Origin of the sequence: Methylobacterium sp. J-092 (assembly GCF_022829325.1) — a bacterium.
In the GTDB taxonomy this organism is placed as follows: domain Bacteria; phylum Pseudomonadota; class Alphaproteobacteria; order Rhizobiales; family Beijerinckiaceae; genus Methylobacterium.
Map to the genome: position 1 here is coordinate 84,870 of NZ_JAKSXU010000184.1, position 17,880 is coordinate 102,749.

The 17,880-nt window shown below is 71.8% G+C and carries 17 protein-coding genes; 7 read left to right on the plus strand and 10 right to left on the minus strand.

Going from position 1 to position 17,880, the window contains the following annotated elements; all coding sequences use genetic code 11:
• Positions 1-63 precede the first annotated feature (63 nt).
• Positions 64-3,483: an acyl-[ACP]--phospholipid O-acyltransferase gene (locus tag MKK60_RS21900; RefSeq protein ID WP_243988561.1), complete on the minus strand. Its 3,420-nt coding sequence runs from the start codon at positions 3,481-3,483 to the stop codon at positions 64-66.
• A gap of 205 nt (positions 3,484-3,688) precedes the next feature.
• On the opposite strand from MKK60_RS21900, the gene MKK60_RS21905 reads away from it, so the two are divergent.
• The 3 genes from MKK60_RS21905 (at position 3,689) to MKK60_RS21915 (ending at position 7,864) form a co-directional block, all read left to right on the plus strand.
• Positions 3,689-4,309 carry a WHG domain-containing protein gene (locus MKK60_RS21905; RefSeq protein WP_243988562.1) on the plus strand — a complete coding sequence of 207 codons (621 nt, stop codon included), beginning with the start codon at positions 3,689-3,691 and terminating at the stop codon, positions 4,307-4,309.
• Positions 4,310-4,369: 60 nt separating this feature from the next.
• A complete protein-coding gene (locus MKK60_RS21910) occupies positions 4,370-6,001 on the plus strand; it encodes an alpha-D-glucose phosphate-specific phosphoglucomutase (protein WP_243988563.1) in 1,632 nt (543 codons plus the stop codon).
• A gap of 210 nt (positions 6,002-6,211) precedes the next feature.
• On the plus strand, positions 6,212-7,864 hold the full coding sequence (locus MKK60_RS21915) for an ABC transporter substrate-binding protein (RefSeq protein WP_243935940.1): 1,653 nt from the start codon (positions 6,212-6,214) through the stop codon (positions 7,862-7,864).
• Between the two features lie 138 nt (positions 7,865-8,002).
• Here MKK60_RS21915 and MKK60_RS21920 read toward each other — a convergent pair whose 3' ends face one another.
• Complete coding sequence (locus tag MKK60_RS21920; protein WP_243988564.1) at positions 8,003-8,941, minus strand: LysR family transcriptional regulator; 939 nt, start codon at positions 8,939-8,941, stop codon at positions 8,003-8,005.
• 97 nt (positions 8,942-9,038) lie between these two features.
• On the opposite strand from MKK60_RS21920, the gene MKK60_RS21925 reads away from it, so the two are divergent.
• A complete protein-coding gene (locus MKK60_RS21925; RefSeq protein ID WP_147727087.1) occupies positions 9,039-9,416 on the plus strand; it encodes a hypothetical protein in 378 nt (125 codons plus the stop codon).
• A gap of 70 nt (positions 9,417-9,486) precedes the next feature.
• Here MKK60_RS21925 and MKK60_RS21930 read toward each other — a convergent pair whose 3' ends face one another.
• Positions 9,487-10,434, minus strand: a complete 948-nt coding sequence (locus MKK60_RS21930; protein ID WP_243988565.1) for a LysR family transcriptional regulator — start codon at positions 10,432-10,434, stop codon at positions 9,487-9,489.
• A 137-nt stretch (positions 10,435-10,571) separates the two neighbouring features.
• Between MKK60_RS21930 and MKK60_RS21935 the strand changes: the two genes are divergently transcribed.
• From MKK60_RS21935 to MKK60_RS21945, 3 genes are read left to right on the plus strand one after another with little or no spacing between them, the layout of a single operon-like run.
• Positions 10,572-11,147, plus strand: a complete 576-nt coding sequence (locus MKK60_RS21935; protein ID WP_243935061.1) for a YceI family protein — start codon at positions 10,572-10,574, stop codon at positions 11,145-11,147.
• A 52-nt stretch (positions 11,148-11,199) separates the two neighbouring features.
• Positions 11,200-11,805: a cytochrome b gene (locus MKK60_RS21940; RefSeq protein ID WP_243988566.1), complete on the plus strand. Its 606-nt coding sequence runs from the start codon at positions 11,200-11,202 to the stop codon at positions 11,803-11,805.
• Positions 11,802-12,368, plus strand: coding sequence for a YceI family protein (locus MKK60_RS21945; RefSeq protein WP_243934970.1), 567 nt, complete (start codon positions 11,802-11,804; stop codon positions 12,366-12,368). Before MKK60_RS21940 ends, MKK60_RS21945 begins: the two co-directional genes overlap by 4 nt.
• A 196-nt stretch (positions 12,369-12,564) precedes the next feature.
• On the opposite strand, the gene MKK60_RS21950 is transcribed toward MKK60_RS21945, so the two are convergent.
• The 7 genes from MKK60_RS21950 to MKK60_RS21980 all read right to left on the minus strand — a co-directional run bounded on the left by MKK60_RS21950 (position 12,565) and on the right by MKK60_RS21980 (position 17,838).
• Positions 12,565-12,768 carry a hypothetical protein gene (locus MKK60_RS21950; protein WP_147727083.1) on the minus strand — a complete coding sequence of 68 codons (204 nt, stop codon included), beginning with the start codon at positions 12,766-12,768 and terminating at the stop codon, positions 12,565-12,567.
• Between the two features lie 132 nt (positions 12,769-12,900).
• Positions 12,901-13,152, minus strand: a complete 252-nt coding sequence (locus tag MKK60_RS21955) for a hypothetical protein (protein ID WP_243988567.1) — start codon at positions 13,150-13,152, stop codon at positions 12,901-12,903.
• A 25-nt stretch (positions 13,153-13,177) separates the two neighbouring features.
• Positions 13,178-13,339, minus strand: a complete 162-nt coding sequence (locus tag MKK60_RS21960; protein ID WP_243988568.1) for a YqaE/Pmp3 family membrane protein — start codon at positions 13,337-13,339, stop codon at positions 13,178-13,180.
• A gap of 235 nt (positions 13,340-13,574) precedes the next feature.
• Positions 13,575-14,603 carry a DUF2891 domain-containing protein gene (locus tag MKK60_RS21965; RefSeq protein ID WP_243988569.1) on the minus strand — a complete coding sequence of 343 codons (1,029 nt, stop codon included), beginning with the start codon at positions 14,601-14,603 and terminating at the stop codon, positions 13,575-13,577.
• An 89-nt stretch (positions 14,604-14,692) separates the two neighbouring features.
• A complete protein-coding gene (locus MKK60_RS21970; RefSeq protein WP_243988570.1) occupies positions 14,693-15,130 on the minus strand; it encodes a hypothetical protein in 438 nt (145 codons plus the stop codon).
• Positions 15,131-15,199: 69 nt separating this feature from the next.
• Positions 15,200-16,480 (minus strand): M16 family metallopeptidase, encoded by a 1,281-nt coding sequence (locus tag MKK60_RS21975; RefSeq protein WP_243988571.1) that lies wholly within the window; start codon positions 16,478-16,480, stop codon positions 15,200-15,202.
• Positions 16,477-17,838 (minus strand): M16 family metallopeptidase, encoded by a 1,362-nt coding sequence (locus MKK60_RS21980; protein WP_243988572.1) that lies wholly within the window; start codon positions 17,836-17,838, stop codon positions 16,477-16,479. Before MKK60_RS21980 ends, MKK60_RS21975 begins: the two co-directional genes overlap by 4 nt.
• Between the last annotated feature and the right edge of the window lie 42 nt (positions 17,839-17,880).

Sequence of the window (17,880 nt, forward strand, 5' to 3'; positions counted from 1 at the left end):
GCGACAGGATATTCCGGTCGCACCCTCCCCCGCAAAGGGGGAGGGAAGACGTGCCCTAAGCGATCACGCCGCCGTCGCCTCCTGCCCGCCCGCGCGCTCCTTCGCGAGCTTGGTCACCGCCACCTGATCGACCTTGCCGGTGCCGAGCATCGGGATCGCGTCGACCACCACAACCTCGGCCGGGATCGCGAGGTCGGGGGCGCCCCGGCCCTTGGCGAAGGTCTGGTAGGCGGCGCGCGTCGCGTCCTTGCGCTGGGTGAACAGCACCAGCCGCTCGCCCTTGCGCGCGTCCGGCACCGCGGCCACCGCGCTCGGGCTGTCCGGCCACAGGTCGGCGGCGGTCGCCTCGATGCCGGCGAGCGAGATCATCTCGCCGGCGATCTTGGCGAAGCGCTTGGCGCGGCCCTTGATCGCGACGAAGCCCTGCGCGTCGATGGCGACGATGTCGCCGGTGTCGTGCCAGCCGTCCGGCGGCGGCTCCAGCACGCCGGGGTTCTCGGCGCGCAGGTAGCCGAGCATGATGTTGGGGCCGCGCACCACGAGGCGGCCGCCCTCCTCGATGCCGGGGACCGGGTCGAGGCGGTGCTCCATGCCCGGCACCAGGCGCCCGACGGTGCCGAAGCGGTTGAACATCGGCGTGTTGACCGCGACCACCGGTCCGCACTCGGTGACGCCGTAGCCCTCGAGGATGCGCAGGCCGAACTTCTCCGCGTAGGTCCGGCGGGTCGAATCCTTCACCGGCTCGGCGCCGGCCACGACGTAGCGCAAGCTGCGCAGGTCGTAGGCGTGCGCCACCTTGGCGTAGCCGGTCAGGAAGGTGTCGGTGCCGAACAGGACCGTTGCGTTCGAGCCGTAGACCAGCTCCGGCACGATCCGGTAGTGCAGCGGCGACGGGTAGAGGTAGACCGGAACGCCCGAGACCAGCGGCAGCACCAGCGCCGAGGTCAGCCCGAAGGCGTGGAAGATCGGCAGCACGTTGAACACCTTGTCGGACGGCCCGAAATCGATCCGGGCCGCGACCTGGGCGACGTTCGAGAGCATGCCGCGGTTGGCGACCATCACGCCCTTGGGCGTCCCCTCCGAGCCGGAGGTGAACAGGATCGCGGCCGCATCCTCTCCGGTCCGCGCCACGAGGGGCCTGCGCGCCGCCAGCAGTCCGCGGATCTTGTCGCCCGTCGTGATCGTGGCGCGCACGTCCTCCAGGTAGATCAGCTCGACCTTGTCCTTGATCGCCTCGACGAGGGGCCCGAGGCGGCCCTTCTCGATGAAGGCGCGCGAGGTGAGGATCTTCGTCACCTGCGCCGCCGTGCACGCGGAGAGGATGTTGGCCGCGCCGGCCGAGAAGTTGATCATCGCCGGCACCCGGCCGGCGGAGGCCAGCGCGAAGAACGTCACCGCGGCGCCGTTCGCGTTGGGCAGCATCAGCCCGATCGCCCGCCCCTCCCCCGCCAACGGCATCAGCTTGCGGCCGAGGATGTTGGCGCCCATCACGAGGCGCGAATAAGTGAGCTTGCCCGAGACCGGATCCTCCAGCGCCGTGCGGCGCCAGCCGAAGCGCTCGGCGGCCGCGATCAGCGCCGTCATCACGCTCCGGTCGATGTCGGTGGTGTCGAACACCAGCTCGGACATGATGCCGTAGAGCGCCGCGCCCGCCGCCTGCCGGCGCGCCTTGCCCTTCAGCTCCGGGTCGACCCCGAGCTTGACCGGCGGCATCACCGTGACGACCACCTTCGGCCACCAGCGTCGCTTCACCTGATCGCGGGACAGCCGCGAGAACACGGTCTTCTCGAGCCCCTCGATCCGCACCGGCAGGACCATCGCGCCGGACTTGTCGGCGATCAGGCCGGCGCCGTCGTAGACCTTCATCAGGCTGCCGGTGACGGTGAGGCGGCCTTCGGGGAAGATGATCAGGGTCTCGCCGCCCTTCACCGCGTTGATCAGCGAGCGGGTGGCGAGCGGCCGGGTCGGATCGAGCGGCATCGCCTTGGTGACCCGCAGGAACGGCTTCACCCACCAGCGCTGCGCGATGCCGTGGTCGACGGCGAAGACCGGCTCCTGGTCGAGCAGCGACAGGGCGAGCGGCGCGTCGAGGAACGAGACGTGGTTCAGGGCGACGATGCAGTTCGCGCCGGCCTTCTCGACGTTGTCGAGCCCGCGCACCTCGAGCCGGTAGAACGCCCGGAACAGGATCGACAGGAAGTCGCGGAACGGGCTCGTCTCCAGGGTGACGAGGACCACGACCGCGACGACGAGGTTGAGCACCGCCACGAGCGCCAGCAGCGTCGCGCTCGAGAAGCCGGCGCCCTGGAGCGCGGCGAGCGCCAGCGTGCCGCCGACCATGAAGGCCGCGGTCATCACGTTGACGGCGCCGATGATGCGGGCGCGCTTGTCCTTGTCGGTCCAGGCCTGCACCGCGGCAAACGACGGCACGATGTACAGGCCGCCGGCCATGGCCAGCCCGAGGAAGTCGATCGCCACCCGCAGGCCGGAGCCCGTGCGCAGGAAGTCGGCGGCGCCGATCATCGCGCCGGGCTCGGGCGCGTGGTGGGCGACCGTCCAGGCGAGGTCGAGGCCGAACAGGGCCATCAGCAGCGCGCCGACGGGGGTGGGCAGCAGCACGATCCGCCCGCTGCACAGCCACGAGGCCAGGCCCGAGCCCAGCGCGATGCCGACCGAGAACACCGCGAGCAGCAACGTGACCACCGTCTCCGAGCCGTTGAAGTCGTGCCGCACCAGCAGCGGCAGCAAGGACAGCACCACCACGCCGACGAGCCAGAACCAGCTGACGATGATCGAGCCGCGCCACAGGCGGCGGTCGCTCCACAGGTCGCGCAGCAGGGCCACGGTGGAGCGCGCGACGTTGCGGTCGACCTGCAGGTCGGGCGCGCCCTCGCCGGTGCGCGGGATCGCCCGCGCCGCGAGCCAGCACAGCACGGCGAAGGCCATGATCAGGCCGCCGAAGACGAGGTGCGAGCCGCCCATGGCGCTGGCGAAGCCGGCGGCGATCGTGCCGAGCAGGATCGCGAGGAAGGTCGCGGCCTCGACCAGCGCGTTGCCGGCCGGCAGCTCCTCGCGGCGCAGGTGGTCGGGGAGGATGCCGTACTTGATCGGCCCGAACAGGGCCGCGATCGTCCCGAACAGCCCGAGCGCGACGAACAGGATCGGCACCGAGGCGAGGAAGAACCCGAGCACCGCGGTGCCGGCGGCGAAGATCTCGGCGAACTTCAGCCGCTTGGCGATCACCGCCTTGTCGTAGCGGTCGGCGAGCTCGCCCCCGAGGCCCGACAGGATGAAGAACGGCCCGATGAACACGGCGCTCGCCAGCGTCACCAGGATGCCGGAGTCGGAATCGCCGCCTTGCGAGACCTTGAACAGGATCAGGAAGGCGAGCGCGTTCTTCAGGAAGTTGTCGTTGAAGGCCGAGAAGAACTGGCACCAAAACAGCGGCGCGAAACGCCGGGCGGTCATCAGCGAACGGAACATGGCGGTCTCCCCGGCTGGGCCATGACTGGCTCAACCCGTGCGGTCGCGTCAAATCCCGGGCCCGGTGCGATCCAAGCTGGACGACGGCATTTGAACAACGTGCAAACTAAGCGATCGCGGGCGGTGCGCAAGCTTGTTCTTGCACGCCGTGCAATCTATCGCTGCATCCCGTGCGCGACCGCACGGGACACCGCGGATGCATAGCGTGAAGACCGTTAAGAAGCGCGCCGCCGGCCCGCGCGGCGACGTCGACCGGGCCGGCTTCCTCGCGCTGGTCTGCGAGGCCGCCGAGGGCATCGTCCGGAACCAGGGCGTGCGCGCCCTCGGGATGCGGCCGCTCGCCGCCGCGATCGGCTACGCGCCGAACTCGATCTACAATGCGGTCGGCGATCTCGACGCGGTGCTGCTGCGGGTGAACGCCCGCACCTTCGCCCGGCTGCGGGACGCGCTCGCGGCGGCCCTCGACCCGGCGGGGTCGCCGCGGGTGAACGCGGCGGCCCTGGCCTCCGCCTACCTCGCCTTCGTCGCCGCGGATCCGGCGATCTGGAGCCTCGTCTCCGACCAGGCGCCCGCGCGCGGCGCCGCGGTGCCGGACTGGTACTGGGAGGCGTTGGCCTCCGCGACCGGCCTTGTCGACGGAACGCTGGAGCCGCTGCTGCCCGACGCCGCCGAGCGCGCCCAGGCGGTGGCCGCCCTGTGGGCGTCGCTGCACGGGCTCGCCTCACTCTCGACCTCGGGCAAGCTCGGGGCGCTGACCGACGCCGCCCCCGCGGACCTCGCGCGGATGCTCGTCGCCCGCTTCCTGGCGGCGGATCCGGCGGGCTGATTGACCGCTCCCGCGAAACCGGGTTGTTGGGCGGAAAGTCCCTGAGAGATCGAGCGAACCATGGTCCTGAAACGCGTGCCGACGACGCCGTTCTCCGATCAGAAGCCCGGCACGTCCGGCTTGCGCAAGAAGGTCGCCCACTTCCGCCAGCCGCACTACGTCGAGACCTTCGTCCAGGCGATCGTCCAGTCCGTCGCCGGCCGCGAGGGCGCGACCCTGGTGCTCGGCGGCGACGGGCGCTTCTTCAACCGCGCGGTGGTCCAGACCACGCTGAAGATCGCCGCCGCCAACGGCTTCGGCCGCGTCCTCGTCGGCCGGGGCGGCCTGCTCTCGACGCCGGCCGCGTCCTGCGTGATCCGCAAAGCCGGCGCGATCGGCGGCATCATCCTCTCGGCGAGCCATAATCCCGGCGGGCCGGACGGCGATTTCGGCATCAAGTTCAACACCGCCAACGGCGGCCCGGCGCCCGAGAGCGTCACCGAGGCGATCTATTCCGCGACGAAGACGCTGACGGAATATCGCATCGCCGACGTGCCCGACCTCGACCTCGACCAGGTCGGGGCGACGCGGATCGGCGACATGGTCGTGGAGGTGATCGATCCGGTCGCCGACTACGCCGCGCTGATGGCCGAGCTGATCGATTTCGACGCGATCCGCCGCCTGTTCGCATCCGGCTTCCGCATGCGCTTCGATGCGATGAGCGCGGTGACCGGCCCCTACGCCCACGCGATCCTCGAAGGCATGCTCGGCGCCGAGCCCGGCACGGTGGTCAACGGCGAGCCGAAGGAGGATTTCGGCGGCCACCACCCCGATCCGAACCCGGTCCACGCCCACGACCTCTACCAGCTGATGCTCGGCCCCGACGCGCCGGATTTCGGCGCGGCCTCGGACGGCGACGGCGACCGCAACATGATCGTCGCGCCGGGCCTGTTCGTGACCCCGAGCGACAGCCTCGCGATCCTGGCGGCGCACGCAAGCGTCGCGCCCGGCTACGCATCCGGGCTCGCCGGCATCGCCCGCTCGATGCCGACGAGCCGCGCGGCCGACCGCGTCGCGGCCCGCCTCGGGGTCGGCGCCTACGAGACGCCGACCGGGTGGAAGTTCTTCGGCACGCTGCTCGATGCCGGCTTGATCACGCTCTGCGGCGAGGAGAGCGCCGGCACCGGCTCGAACCACGTCCGCGAGAAGGACGGGCTGTGGGCGGTGCTGCTCTGGCTCAACATCCTGGCCGCGACGGGCAAGCGCGCCGACGCGATCGTGCGCGAGCACTGGGCGGAGTACGGGCGCGACTACTACACCCGGCACGATTACGAGGAGATCGCCTCGGACGCCGCCAACCGGCTGATGGACGGGTTGCGGGACAAGCTCGCGGAGCTGCCCGGCCGGCGGATCGGCGACGTCACGGTCTCGGCGGCGGACGATTTCCGCTACGTCGACCCGGTCGACGGCTCGGTGAGCGAGCGCCAGGGCATTCGCGTCACCTTCGCGGAGGATGCCCGCATCGTCTACCGCCTGTCCGGCACCGGCACGGCGGGCGCGACGCTGCGCGTCTACATCGAGCGCTACGAGGCGGCGCCGGACCGGCTCGAGCGGCCGGTCGCCGCGGTGCTGGCTCCGCTGGTCGCCGTCGCCCGCGAGCTGGCGGAGATCGAGGCGCTGACCGGACGGGCCGAGCCGAGCGTGGTGACGTGAGCCGGAACCGATCCCGGTAGACTACCGGTTGCGGAGGTGCCGGGCGGCGCTTGGCATATTGTGTGCCTCCCATGTCGGCACGAGCCCGCGCGGCGGAACGCAAGGAGGTCCTCCTTGCCCGTGGATCGGTGATGCCGTCCGATCGACGGAGGGCGTCGCCGTTTCCTTCGACGCGCGGATCGTTCCCGTTCCGCGATCGAAAAGTGCCCGATGGACAAGACTTCGCTCACGCGCCGCAACCTCATGCTCGGCAGCGCCGCCCTCGGCGCGCTCGGGGTGGGCTGGCCGCTCGCCGCGCCCGGCGCCCTCGCTCAGGGGGGCTCGGCGCCCGGCGGCAAACCCGCGGGCACCCTGACCTACGGCATCTCGATGTCGGACCTGCCGCTCACCACCGGGCAGCCGGACAAGGGCGCGGGCGGCTACCAGTTCACCGGGCTGACCCTCTACGATCCGCTGATCGCCTGGGAGCTCGACGTTGCGGACCGCCCCGGCAGGATGGTGCCCGGCCTCGCGACGTCCTGGGAGAGCGACCCGGCCGACCGCAAGAACTGGACGTTCCACCTGCGCGACGGGGTGAAGTTCCACGACGGCTCGGCCTTCGATGCGGACGCGGTGATCTGGAACTTCGACAAGGTGCTCAACAAGGAGGCGCCGCACTTCGACCAGCGCCAGGCCGCCCAGGTGAGGCCGCGCCTGCCCGGCGTGGCGTCGTATCGGAAGCTCGATGCGATGACCGTGCAGGTGACGACGAAGACCGCCGACAGCCTGTTCCCCTACCAGATGCTGTGGTTCCTGATCTCGTCGCCGGCCGGGTTCGAGGCGGCCGGGCGCGACTGGTCGAAGTTCGCGTTCCAGCCCTCCGGGACCGGGCCTTACAAGATCGGCCAGCTCCAGCCCCGCGTCCGCCTCGAGCTCGTGGCGAACGAGGCCTACTGGAACCCCAAGCGCGCCCCGAAGCTCGCCAAGCTGACGCTGGCCTGCGTGCCCGAAGACCTCGCCCGCGTGAACGCGCTCCTGTCGGGCAACGTCGACCTGATCGAATTGCCCGCGCCCGACGCCGTGCCGCGTCTGAAGGCCGCCGGCATGCGGATCGTCGGCAACGACACGCCGCATGTCTGGAACTACCACCTCTCGATGGTCGAGGGCTCGCCCTGGCGCGACATCCGCCTGCGCAAGGCCGCCAACCTCGCGATCGACCGCGACGGCGTGGTGCAGCTGATGGGCGGCCTGGCCGCCCCGGCCGTCGGGCAGGTGCAGGCGTCGAGCCCGTGGTTCGGCAAGCCGACCTTCCAGATCAAGACCGACGTCGCGGCGGCCAAGACGCTCGTGGAGGAGGCCGGCTTCTCGGTGAAGAACCCGGTCAAGGCGACGATCCTGATCCCCACCGGCGGCACCGGGCAGATGCTGTCCCTGCCGATCAACGAGTTCATCCAGCAGAGCTGGGCCGAGATCGGCATCCAGGTCGAGTTCAAGACTGTCGAGCTGGAGGTCGCCTATACCGGCTGGCGCCAGGGCGCGGCCGACCCGAGCCAGAAGGGCGTCTCGGCCGGCAACATCGCCTACGTCACCTCCGATCCGTTCTACGCGATCCTGCGCTTCTACGATTCGCGCCAGATCGCCCCGAACGGCGTGAACTGGAGCCACTGGAAGAACGCCGAGGTCGATGCGCTCTGCGACAAGGTCAAGGCCAGCCTCGACCCGGCGGAGCAGGACAAGCTGCTGGCCCGCATCCACGAGATCGTGGTCGACGAGGCGGTGCAGGTCTGGGTCGTGCACGACACCAACCCGCACGCGCTCTCGCCGAAGGTGAAGGGCTACACCCAGGCCCAGCACTGGTTCCAGGACCTGACGACGCTGGCGTGATGGGGCGGCGCGGGTTTCCTTCGCTACCGGATCGCGCAGCAGATGCGTGACGGGTACTCCCTTCCCCGCAGAGGGGGGAGGGAAGAGCGTGGTCAGGGATGCGGGGTCGGCGATGCGCCGGCCCCCTGCCCCACCCCGTTAAAGCCGCTCGACCTCGGCCGTCTCGCCCGCCAGCCGCACCAGCACCTGCCGCAGCCAGCGGTGGGCCGGGTCGTCGTCGTAGGAGGCGTGCCACAGCATCGAGACCGAGACCGCGTCCAGCTCCACCGGCGCCGGGCTCACCGTCAGCCCGAGCGCGTCGGCGAAGTAGGTGGCGAGCCGCGCGTGCATCGTCGTGATCACCGGGGCGGCGCGCATCAGGAACGGCACCACCAGGAACCGCGGCGTCGTCAGCGCCAGCGTCCGCGCCCGCCCGAGCTTGGCCAGCGCGTCGTCCACGACACCGTGGGCGGTCTCGCGCAGGCTGGTCAGGATGTGCGGGAAGCGCAGGTAGTCGTCCAGGGAGATCGGCGGCGCGAGCCCGACCTGGCCGGCGTCGAACAGGCAGACGTAGGTGTCGCGGTAGAGCAGGCGCTGCTTGTGATGGGTCTGCCCCTCGAACCCGAAGCCGATGGCGAGGTCGACCCGGTCGGCGTCGAGCTCCTCCAGGATGTGCGTGCGGTCGACCGAGCGCAGCAGCAGGCGGATGCCCGGCGCCTCGGCGCGCAGGTAGCCGAGCAGCCGGGGCCCGAGCAGGACCTCGGTGCTGTCCGGCAGGCTGACCGTGAAGGTCCGCTCGGTCGTGGCCGGATCGAACGCCGCCTCGCGCCGGACGATCGCCTGGATCTGCCGCAGGGCCGCGCGGACGGGCTCGGCCAGCGCCAGGGCGCGTGGCGTCGGCCGCATGCCGTCGGGGGCGCGGGTCAGCAGCTCGTCGTCGAACAGCCGGCGCAGGCGGGCGAGGCTCGAGCTCATCGCCGACTGGCCAATGCCGATGCGAGCCGCGGCGCGGGTCACGCTGCGCTCGGCCAGCATCGCGTCGAGGGCGACGAGCAGATTCAGGTCGATGCGGCTAAGATCGATGTGATCGATAGTCATCAGCGATACGATCGGTTTGATCCATGCTGCACTGCAGAACATATTCGTGACCAAGGCAAGGGCATCGGGCCCTTGGCAGCACGAAGGTCACACGATCATGTCCATCAAGACTCGCAGCCGCACCGTCGCCCTCGCGGCCATCGTCGCCCTCACCGCCGGCCTCGGCAGTGCCGGCGCAGCCGAGATCAAGCCGGCCGCGGCCGGCAGCGTCGACCTCGGGACCCTGTCCGGTGTCGCCTACTACACCGCCGAGCCGAAAGGGTATCGCGTCGTCGTCACCCTGGCGCCGCGCGCCGCAGCCCCCGCCGTCCGCTTCGAGACGGTTCTGGCCGACGACCAGAGCGTGACGCTCTCGACCCCGCGCCCGGCCGACTCGCCCGCCGAGACGATCGAGATCAGCCGCGTCGGCGACCGCATCCTGGTCCAGCCCTCCCGGACCAAGGCCGTCACGCTGGAAGCCGCGGCCGTCGACTGAGCGCTCCGGGCATGCCCGGCCGTGCCGACCCTCCCGGCCTCGCGACGAAGCCGGGAGCCGGCAGACGCCGTCAGGCCGGATCATGGAGCCGCCGACCGGACGACGCGCGCGCCACCTCCGCGCGGACATGCTCGCGGAACAGCCGGACCCGCGCCGGCAATTCGCGCCCCGCGAGGCTGACCGCCCGGAGCGTCCCGCCGCGGCTCGCCCAATCGGGCATCACCGGAACCAGCGTGCCGGCGCCCAGCGCCTTCGCGGCGACGAGGCTCGGGATGTGGCCGATGCCGACGCCGGCCAGCGTCAACCGCAGCACGGTCGCGAAATCCGTCGCCCGCACCACCGGGCGCACGTCGATCAGCGCCTCCCGCCCGAGCCGGTCCGACACCGCAATCTGCGAGGCGCCGACGCGCTCGCGCGAGAACACCACGTCGTGGTCGCAGAGCCCGGCGAGGTCGGCCGGAGCCGGCTTCCGGGCGAGATAGGCCGGGGCGGCGTAGAGGCCGATCGTCAGCTCGGCGAGGATCGGCGCCATGTAGCCGCTGTCCGGATGCGCGCCGCCGAGCCGCAGGGCGAGGTCGACGCGGTTGGCGGCGAGGTCCAGCCGGTTGTCGGTGATCAGCAGTTCGATGGTGATCTGCGGGTAGCGCGCGCGGAAGCTCGCCACGAGATCGGGCAGCACCTCGACGCCGAAATCGATGGAGGCGGTGACGCGCAGGTGCCCGCGCGGTTCGGTTCGGGCGCCGCGCGCCGTCTCCAAAGCCTCGTCGAAGAGCGCAAGGCTCTCCTGGGCGCGGGCGTGGAAGGCCAGCCCGTCGGCCGTCGGCGAGACCGCGCGCGAGGTTCGCGCCAGCAGCGTCACGCCGAGCACCGCCTCCAGCCGCGAGACGCGGCGGCTGACGCTGCCCTTGGTCTCGCGCACGAAGGCCGCCGCCTGGGTCACGCTGCCGAGGTCGACCACCGCGCAGAAGGCACGCACGTCGTCGAGATGCCCGGTGAAGGTTTCCGGAATCGCAACCATGCGTCTCCGGTTACCGCGCTTCCGCACCGCTGGGAAGCGGCCTATCTCGGCGCCTCCGAACGGCGCATCCCGCCGTGCCAGCGAGCCCGGAGCTCTTCGTGAAGCCCTTCAGCCCCTCCGCCCTGTCGATCGCACTCATGCTCGCCGCCGCCCCGGCGCTGGCGCAGACACCGCCGACCCGCGACCCGGCCCAGATCCAGGCCGGCGCCTACGCGGTCGATGCCGGCCACACCCAGGTCGGGTTCACCGTGTCGCACATGGGCTTCTCGAACTATTCCGGCGGGTTCTCCGAGGTTTCGGGCACCCTCGACCTTCAGCCGAAGAGCCCGGCCCAGAGCAGCCTCAAGATCACGATTCCCGTCGCGTCGGTCACCACCACCAGCTCCAAGCTCACCGACGAGCTGAAGGGCGACCAGTGGCTCGACGCGACCAAGTACCCGGAGATGACCTTCGTCTCGACCAAGGTCACGCCCGAGGGCAAGGACAAGGCCAAGGTCGCCGGCAACCTGACGCTCCACGGCGTGACCAAGCCGGTGACCCTCGACGTGACCCTGGTCGGCGCCGGCGTGAACCCGCTGAGCAAGAAGTACACGGTCGGCTTCGACGCCAAGGGCACGATCAAGCGCTCGGAATTCGGCGTGAAGACCTACGTGCCGCTGATCGGCGACGAGCTGCACCTCACCATCGCCGGCGCGTTCGAGCGCACCGAATAGGCCCAAGCCGCGCACGACCGCCAGCCCCGAGATCGCGATGCCAGGAACGACCATGCCCGAGGCCGTGGCCCCTGCCCCGCTCCGGTACACCCGCGTCGCGATCGCCTTCCACTGGGCGATCGCGGCCCTGGTGCTCGCGCTCCTCGGCATCGGCCTCGCGATGACGCATGCGGACCTGGCGCCGATGCGCCGGTTCCAGCTCTACCAGTGGCACAAGTCGGTCGGCATCACCGTGCTCGTGCTGTCGCTGCTCCGGCTCGGCTGGCGCGCCTTTCACAGGCCCCCGCCCCTGCCGGCGGCGATGCCGGCCCTGGAGCGGGGCGCGGCGCATCTCGCCCACGGCGTGCTCTACGCGCTGATCATCGCGATGCCCCTGGTCGGCTGGGCGCTGGTCTCGGCCTCGCCGTTCAACATCCCGACGGTCCTGTACGGCGTCGTGCCCTGGCCGCATCTGCCGATCGTCACGGACCTCCCGAACAAGGCGGCGGTGGAGGCCGGATCGAAGCTGGTCCATGCGTCCGGCGCCTGGTTCCTGATCGCCCTTCTCGTGCTGCATGCCGGCGCCGCCCTGCGGCACCATTTCGTCCTGCGGGACGACACCCTGCGGCGGATGCTGCTGTCGCTCGGCCCCACCCGCCGCGAGGTTTCGCCCCGATGACGTATCGCCTGCTGCTCGCCGCCGCGATCCTTGCCGCACCCGCCTGCGCCGAGGCCGCGGATTGGGCCGTCGACCCGGCCAAGAGCCGCCTCGGCTTCTCGGGGGTTCAGGTCGGCGTCCCGTTCAAGGGCCGCTTCAAGCGCTTCGAGGCCGAGATCGCCTTCGACCCGGCCGCCCCGGAGACCGGGCATGCGCTGGTGACCGTCGACCTCGCCAGCGCCGAGACCGGCGACGTCCAGCGCGACGAGGCCCTGCCGCAGGCCGACTGGTTCGCCACCAAGGCGACGCCTCAGGCCCGCTTCGAGGCGACGCGCTTCGTGCCCAGGGGCGGCGACGCCTACGAGGCCGTCGGCAGCCTCACGATCCGCGGCATCCGCCGCGACGCGACCCTGCCCTTCCGCCTCACCCTTGCCGGCGATGCCGCTCACGCCACCGGGCATCTCGATCTCGTGCGCACCGATTTCGGCGTCGGGCAGGGGCCATGGGCGTCGGGCCAATGGGTCGCCCTCGAGGTCGGCGTCGACCTCGATCTCGTGGCGCGCCGGAAGGACGCTGCGCGCTAGGATTGCGATGCTCGAAGTGCCGGCTGCCTGCGACCTCGGCCGGCACGCTGCCGGTCGTCCTTCGCCGAGCCGGAGCCATTTCCGAGCCGACGCGGCCGAGGCCGCGCCGAACGAAGCCGAAGGCGCAAATGACCGGCGGCGCAAGGGCGCAGCCGGTCAGGATCTCGGCGCGACCGCGCTCGTCGACGGACGGCGATCACCGGTCGCGAAACGTCGTCGCCCGGTCGCCCTCGAGCGGGCCCTTGGACCCCGGGACCAGGCCGCTGTCGATCAGCCAGAGGGCCAGCGCCGCGGCTGCGATCAGCGTCGCCAGCGATCCGAGCCGTCCGATATGCCGGCGCGTTACCAGCATCACCACGAGGATGCCGAGGAAGGCCAGCAGAAGCACGGTCATCAGCATGGGCCTATCCTTCGGAATGGAGGTGAACTCCGGGAGCCTGCCGGGTCCGGAGACGCCCTCATGCGGAGCGGCCCTTCGACCTCATCGCGGTGCAGCCGACATCTCGCGCCTCGGTTGCCGGCTGCGACCTCCTCATGGCCGCGGCGCCGCGGGTGGGGTTGCCGGCGTCGTGCCGGGCTGCGTCGGCACCTGTGGGTTCGGCGGCGCCGGCGCCGGCTGCCCGGGCCCGGCCGGCGGAACACCAGGGCCGGTCTGCAATGTCTGGTCGGCCTTCGTCTGGATCTGATCGGCGGTCTGCTGGGTGATCAAGCCGTAGGACACGGCGACGGCCAGGGCGACGGCGAGGATCGCCCCGATGATCGTCTTCGCGAGCCTGCTCTGCATGAAAGCCTCCCCGGGTCCGACGCCCCTACGCAGCTTCCTTGCGCGTGACCACCAGGGCCCAGATCGTTGCCGGAATCCAGCCGATGACGGTGATGTGGAGGAGGATGCACAGGATGCCCTGGATCACCTTCCCGCGCAGGAACATCGCCAGCCAGGGCGCCAGGAAGCAGATGATGATCATGATCATGGCGCGTCGCATCCCCAGACGATGTTGGCGGCCGCACGGCGTCGGCCGATGCTGCCCCGCACACTCAGGCTGTTTCAGCCCGATTTGTTCCGACTCAGGCTCGCCCAAGCGGCGTGGGCGCGGTGAGGGAGCCTGTCGCCACGGTTGGCATGCTTTGTCGTTTGACCGACCGTTGCGGATCGGCGGTCGGCGTTCCTGGCTGCCGCTCCGGGCCGCCCCTCGTCTGGCTCGAAGGTCATCCCTCCCGGCCGCTCGCAGGTTCCGTATCCATCGCCAGCACCGCAAAGCTGGCGAGCCAGTGGGCGCCCATGTAGTGCGCCGTCAGGTGCGGGAGGCTGGCGTCGAGATGCGCCTCGGCTGCTTCCAGCATCATCGGTCGGCGGGGATCGCCCGACGGCAGGGCTTCGGCCAGCGCGCGGAAGCACCAGGCCCGGCTCAGGTTGAGACCGTCGAGATGGGCGATCTTGCCGTCGCTGCGATCCGTCGGGACGACCGGCGCGAACAGAGTTGCGGGCTGGCCGTGGGCGAGGCGCGGCAGGAAGCGATCGAGCCACGGGAGGAAGCGCGCCGACGGGAGCAGGCGTCGCATGCATTCCGCTTCGATCAGGCTGGGCGACTGGAACTCGTCGCCCCCCGGCTCGCCCCAGGCCGGGCAGTCGACATCCTCGCCGTACCAGGCCTCGGCCGTGTCGGCGAGGAGCCCGGCCAGGGCCGTGTCGCCGGTTCCCTCGGCATGGTCGAAGGCCATCCGCAGGCCGAAGGCGGTGTTGGAATGGGTGCCGACGCGCACCGGGTGGCCGGCGATCGGCAGGAAGTCCCGGAAGCGTTGCGCGAACAATCCGGCGAGGGGGGCGAGCGCGCGGGACCATCGCGTCTCCGGCAGGTGCCGCAGCTCGTCGGCGAGCTTCAGGAGCCAGGCCCATCCGTAGGGGCGCTCGAACCCCCGCGCGGTCGGGGCGGCGAGATAGGCGCACTCGCCGGCGATCTTCCCGTCCGTCAGCTGCCGATCGAACAGGGCGCGGATCGCGGGCGCCTCGGCGCTGTCCGGGAAGCGGCGGAGCAGGCGCGCCAGGAGCCAGTGGCCGTGGACGCACGAGTGCCAATCGTAGCTGCCGTAAAAGACCGGGTGCAGCGTCTCCGGCGTGGCCGCATCCTCCGGTCCCCGCAGCACATGGGCCAGGTGGTTCGGATATTCCCGGGTGACATGCCCGAGCGTCACGACGGCGAAGCGGGCGGCGACCTCTGGGGTCAAGCTGTGGCGCAATGCGGATCTCCCGGCGAGGCGGCGCGAAGCCGGGCCTGGGGCCGCCCGCAGCGTCCCGAGGTCCTGCTTCGCGCCCCTGGATGGGCCGCCTACTTGCCGGGTCCCACCGGCACCGGCACCGGGGCGGGGGGCGGCGCCAGCACCAGCGGACCGGTGATCGGCCGCAGGGCGTCGTTCAGGGGCGCCATCGCGGTGTCGAAGGCGCGCAGGCCCGCGTTGATCGGCGTCACGATCACGCCGACCGGGGCGGCCACGAAGGCGGCCAGGTCGGGGCCGAACGTCTTCTCGGGCCGGGCCGCCTTGCGGACCGGCGCGGGGGCCGCCGCGGCGCCGAGCTCCTTCGCCCCGCCGAGCTCCTTCGCCCCGCCCTGCAGCTGGTTGCGCATCGCCTTGGTGTCGCTGTTGTACTGCGAGTCCTGGCCGCCGAGCTCCAGGCCGGGATCGGGGCGCCTCGCCTGCGCCGCCGCCAGGCCGGGCTCGGCCAGGATCGCCGCCGCCATCACGGCCGCATGAACCATCGTCCTCATCCGCTTGCTCCCCTCGTCTCGATGCGCGCCTCGCGGGCGCCGGGCCGGCGGGATGCCGTCCCGATCCAGTCAGGCGTCGGCTCCGGCCGGCGGATCGCCGGCGATCGTCGTGAGCATCGCCCCGTCCCCGAAGAGGCGGCCGATCGCACGGGCCGCATCCTCTGTCGTGATCGCGGCGATGCGCCGGTTGCGCGCGTCGAGCCAATCGCGCCCCCGCCCCTGGAACTGCAGGGTGAGGAGCAGCTCGGCGATCGACACCGAGGTGTCGAAGTTCAGCCCGTAGGCGCCGATCATGGCGCTCTTGGCCGCCTCCAGCTCGTCCGGGCCGATCCCATCCGAGGCGAGCCGCGCGACCTCGTCGGCGACGACGGCCAGCGTCTCGCCGACCCGCGCGTTGGCGACCGAGGTCGAGATCCTGAGCGTGCAGGCCGCCGCGGCGGCGTCCAACCCCGACCCGATCGCGTAGCACAGGCCACGCTTCTCCCGGACCTCCCGCATCAGGCGCGCGGTGAACGTGCCGCCGCCGAAGCAGTGGTTCACGACCTGCGAGGCCGTGAAGTCCGGATCGTCGAGGCGGATGCCCGGCCGTCCGAGGACGATCGCGGCGTTCGGGACGTCGAGGCGGACGACCTCGCGCTCGCCCAGGCCGGCGAGCGCGACGGGCGGCGTGGCCGCCGCCTCGCCCTCGGGCAGGTCCGCGAAGGCCTTGTCGAGCAACCCTGCCAGCGCCTCCGGGCCGATCGCCCCGACGACGGCGACGAGGAGGCCCGTTCGGGTGAGCATGCGGCGATGCAGGGCGACGACGTCGGCGCCGTCGATCGCCTCGAGGCTCGCGAGGTCGCCTGCGGCCGGGCTCGCGTAGGCGTGGCCGGCAAAGCCGCGCGCGAAGAACGCCAGATGCGCGGTCTGGCCGGCATCGGCGAGGCTCTGCCGCACGCCGGCGGTCGCCGCGGCGCGCACCCGCGCCAGGGGCGCAGGGGCGAAGTGCGGCTCGTTCACCGCGAGCCGCAGGAGCGCGAAGGCCCTGTCCACCGTGCTGGACTGGGTCCGCAGGCGCGCCCGCAGGCCGTCCCGCTCCAGGCCGAACGACAGGCGGATCGCGTCGTCGGCGAGCGCCCGGCCGAAGCCCTCGCTGTCGAGGAGGCCGGCGCCCTCCGTGAGCAGCCGGGCCATCAGCAGCGCGGTGCCCGCCTTGCCCGGCGGGTCGAGCGCGGCACCGCCCCGGAAGCCGATGCTCGCCGACAGGATCGGCAGGGCGTGGTCCTCGAAGAGCCAGGCCTCGATCCCGCCGGGGCTGCGGACCGATCGGACCCGCTCGGCGAGGGAGACGGGGGGGACGTGGATCGTCATGGGATCGCCTCTCGGGGGAGTCGGGCCGCTGCGGCGTCGTCGCGGAGGTAGCCGGACACGCCGGTGCGCCGGTCGAGCGTGAGCAGGGCGGCCCGCAGCGCCTCGGGCGTCACCGCCTCGACGCGGGACACCCAGGCGCCGATGGCCTCGAGGTCGAGCCCGCAGGCGAGGAGGGTGCCGTACCATTGGGCCAGCGACGACTGGCTGTCGCGCTCGTAGAGCGCCGCGGCCACGAGGTGACGCTTGGCCCGGACCACGTCCTCGGCCGCGAAGCCGGACTCGGCGAGCGCGCTCAGGATCTCCTCGACGGCCTCGTCGAGCGCTTCGGGCGTGGTGCCGGATGCGGGCACGCCCGAGATCGACAGCTGCGCCTGCTCCAGCATGTGCGCGCCCGAGTACCCGGCGCCGATCGCCGTCGCGCAGCGGCGCCCGACGACGAGCCGGCTGTGCAGGACGGAGGTCGGGCCGTGGCCGAGGAGGACGGCCAGCACCTCGAAGGCCTCCGCCTCGCCCGGCCGGCCCGTGCCGTAGGACGGCACGGCGAACACCCGCACCATGTGCGGCTGGCGCACCTTGGCGTCGGCGAGCGTGATCCGCCGTTGCGCGCGGACGGGCGGATCCTGCACCCGGCGGCGCTCCGGCGCGGCCCCGGCCGCCGGGATCGCCCCGTAGGCGGCCTCGGCCATGGCGTGCACCCGCTCCGGCTCGGCATTGCCGGCCACGACCAGGATGGCGTTCGACGGCGTGTAGAAGCGCTCGTAGTACGCGAGGGCGTCCGCGCGCCCGAGGCCCTCGATCTCGTGGCGCCAGCCGATCACCGGGCGGCCGTAGGGATGGGCGGGGAAGGCGGCGGTCGCGACGGCCTCGCGCAGGAGCGCGCCCGGGTCCGAGTCGCAGATCATGCCGCGCTCGGCCAGGACCACGTCGCGCTCGCTCGCCACCGCCTCGTCCGTCAGGACGAGGTTGCGCATGCGGTCGGCCTCGTAGGTCATGCAGAGGGCGAGGTGCTCGGCCGGGACGCGCTGGAAGTAGCAGGTGAAGTCGTAGGCGGTGAAGGCGTTCTCCTGGCCGCCCAGCGCCGCCAGCACCTCGGTGAAGTGCCCCGCCGGATGGGTCCGGGTTCCCTTGAACATCAGGTGCTCGAGGAAGTGCGCGATGCCAGACTTGCCCGGCGGGTCGTCGGCCGCGCCGTTGCGATACCAGAGCATGTGCGTGACGATCGGGCTGCGGCGATCGGGGATCGCGACGACCTGCAGGCCGTTGGCGAGCCGGGTGCCGGTCACCGAAAGGCCCGGGGACGCGCCGCCGCCCGGATCGAGGACGGGATCGACGCGATGCGGGCCGGTCGAAGGGATCATGGGCGGGGCCTCGTCGGGAAGCCGCGGTTCGTCCGCGGCGGT

Coding starts and splice junctions, on each gene's coding strand:
- MKK60_RS21975 (WP_243988571.1), bottom strand. CDS start 16,480: ATGACGATCCACGTCCCCCCCGTCTCCCTCGCCGAGCGGGTCCGATCG.
- MKK60_RS21935 (WP_243935061.1), top strand. CDS start 10,572: ATGCTCGCCGCCGCCCCGGCGCTGGCGCAGACACCGCCGACCCGCGAC.
- MKK60_RS21915 (WP_243935940.1), top strand. CDS start 6,212: ATGGACAAGACTTCGCTCACGCGCCGCAACCTCATGCTCGGCAGCGCC.
- MKK60_RS21980 (WP_243988572.1), bottom strand. CDS start 17,838: ATGATCCCTTCGACCGGCCCGCATCGCGTCGATCCCGTCCTCGATCCG.
- MKK60_RS21925 (WP_147727087.1), top strand. CDS start 9,039: ATGTCCATCAAGACTCGCAGCCGCACCGTCGCCCTCGCGGCCATCGTC.
- MKK60_RS21940 (WP_243988566.1), top strand. CDS start 11,200: ATGCCCGAGGCCGTGGCCCCTGCCCCGCTCCGGTACACCCGCGTCGCG.
- MKK60_RS21955 (WP_243988567.1), bottom strand. CDS start 13,152: ATGCAGAGCAGGCTCGCGAAGACGATCATCGGGGCGATCCTCGCCGTC.
- MKK60_RS21945 (WP_243934970.1), top strand. CDS start 11,802: ATGACGTATCGCCTGCTGCTCGCCGCCGCGATCCTTGCCGCACCCGCC.
- MKK60_RS21920 (WP_243988564.1), bottom strand. CDS start 8,941: ATGACTATCGATCACATCGATCTTAGCCGCATCGACCTGAATCTGCTC.
- MKK60_RS21950 (WP_147727083.1), bottom strand. CDS start 12,768: ATGCTGATGACCGTGCTTCTGCTGGCCTTCCTCGGCATCCTCGTGGTG.
- MKK60_RS21900 (WP_243988561.1), bottom strand. CDS start 3,483: ATGTTCCGTTCGCTGATGACCGCCCGGCGTTTCGCGCCGCTGTTTTGG.
- MKK60_RS21910 (WP_243988563.1), top strand. CDS start 4,370: ATGGTCCTGAAACGCGTGCCGACGACGCCGTTCTCCGATCAGAAGCCC.
- MKK60_RS21930 (WP_243988565.1), bottom strand. CDS start 10,434: ATGGTTGCGATTCCGGAAACCTTCACCGGGCATCTCGACGACGTGCGT.
- MKK60_RS21970 (WP_243988570.1), bottom strand. CDS start 15,130: ATGAGGACGATGGTTCATGCGGCCGTGATGGCGGCGGCGATCCTGGCC.
- MKK60_RS21960 (WP_243988568.1), bottom strand. CDS start 13,339: ATGATCATGATCATCATCTGCTTCCTGGCGCCCTGGCTGGCGATGTTC.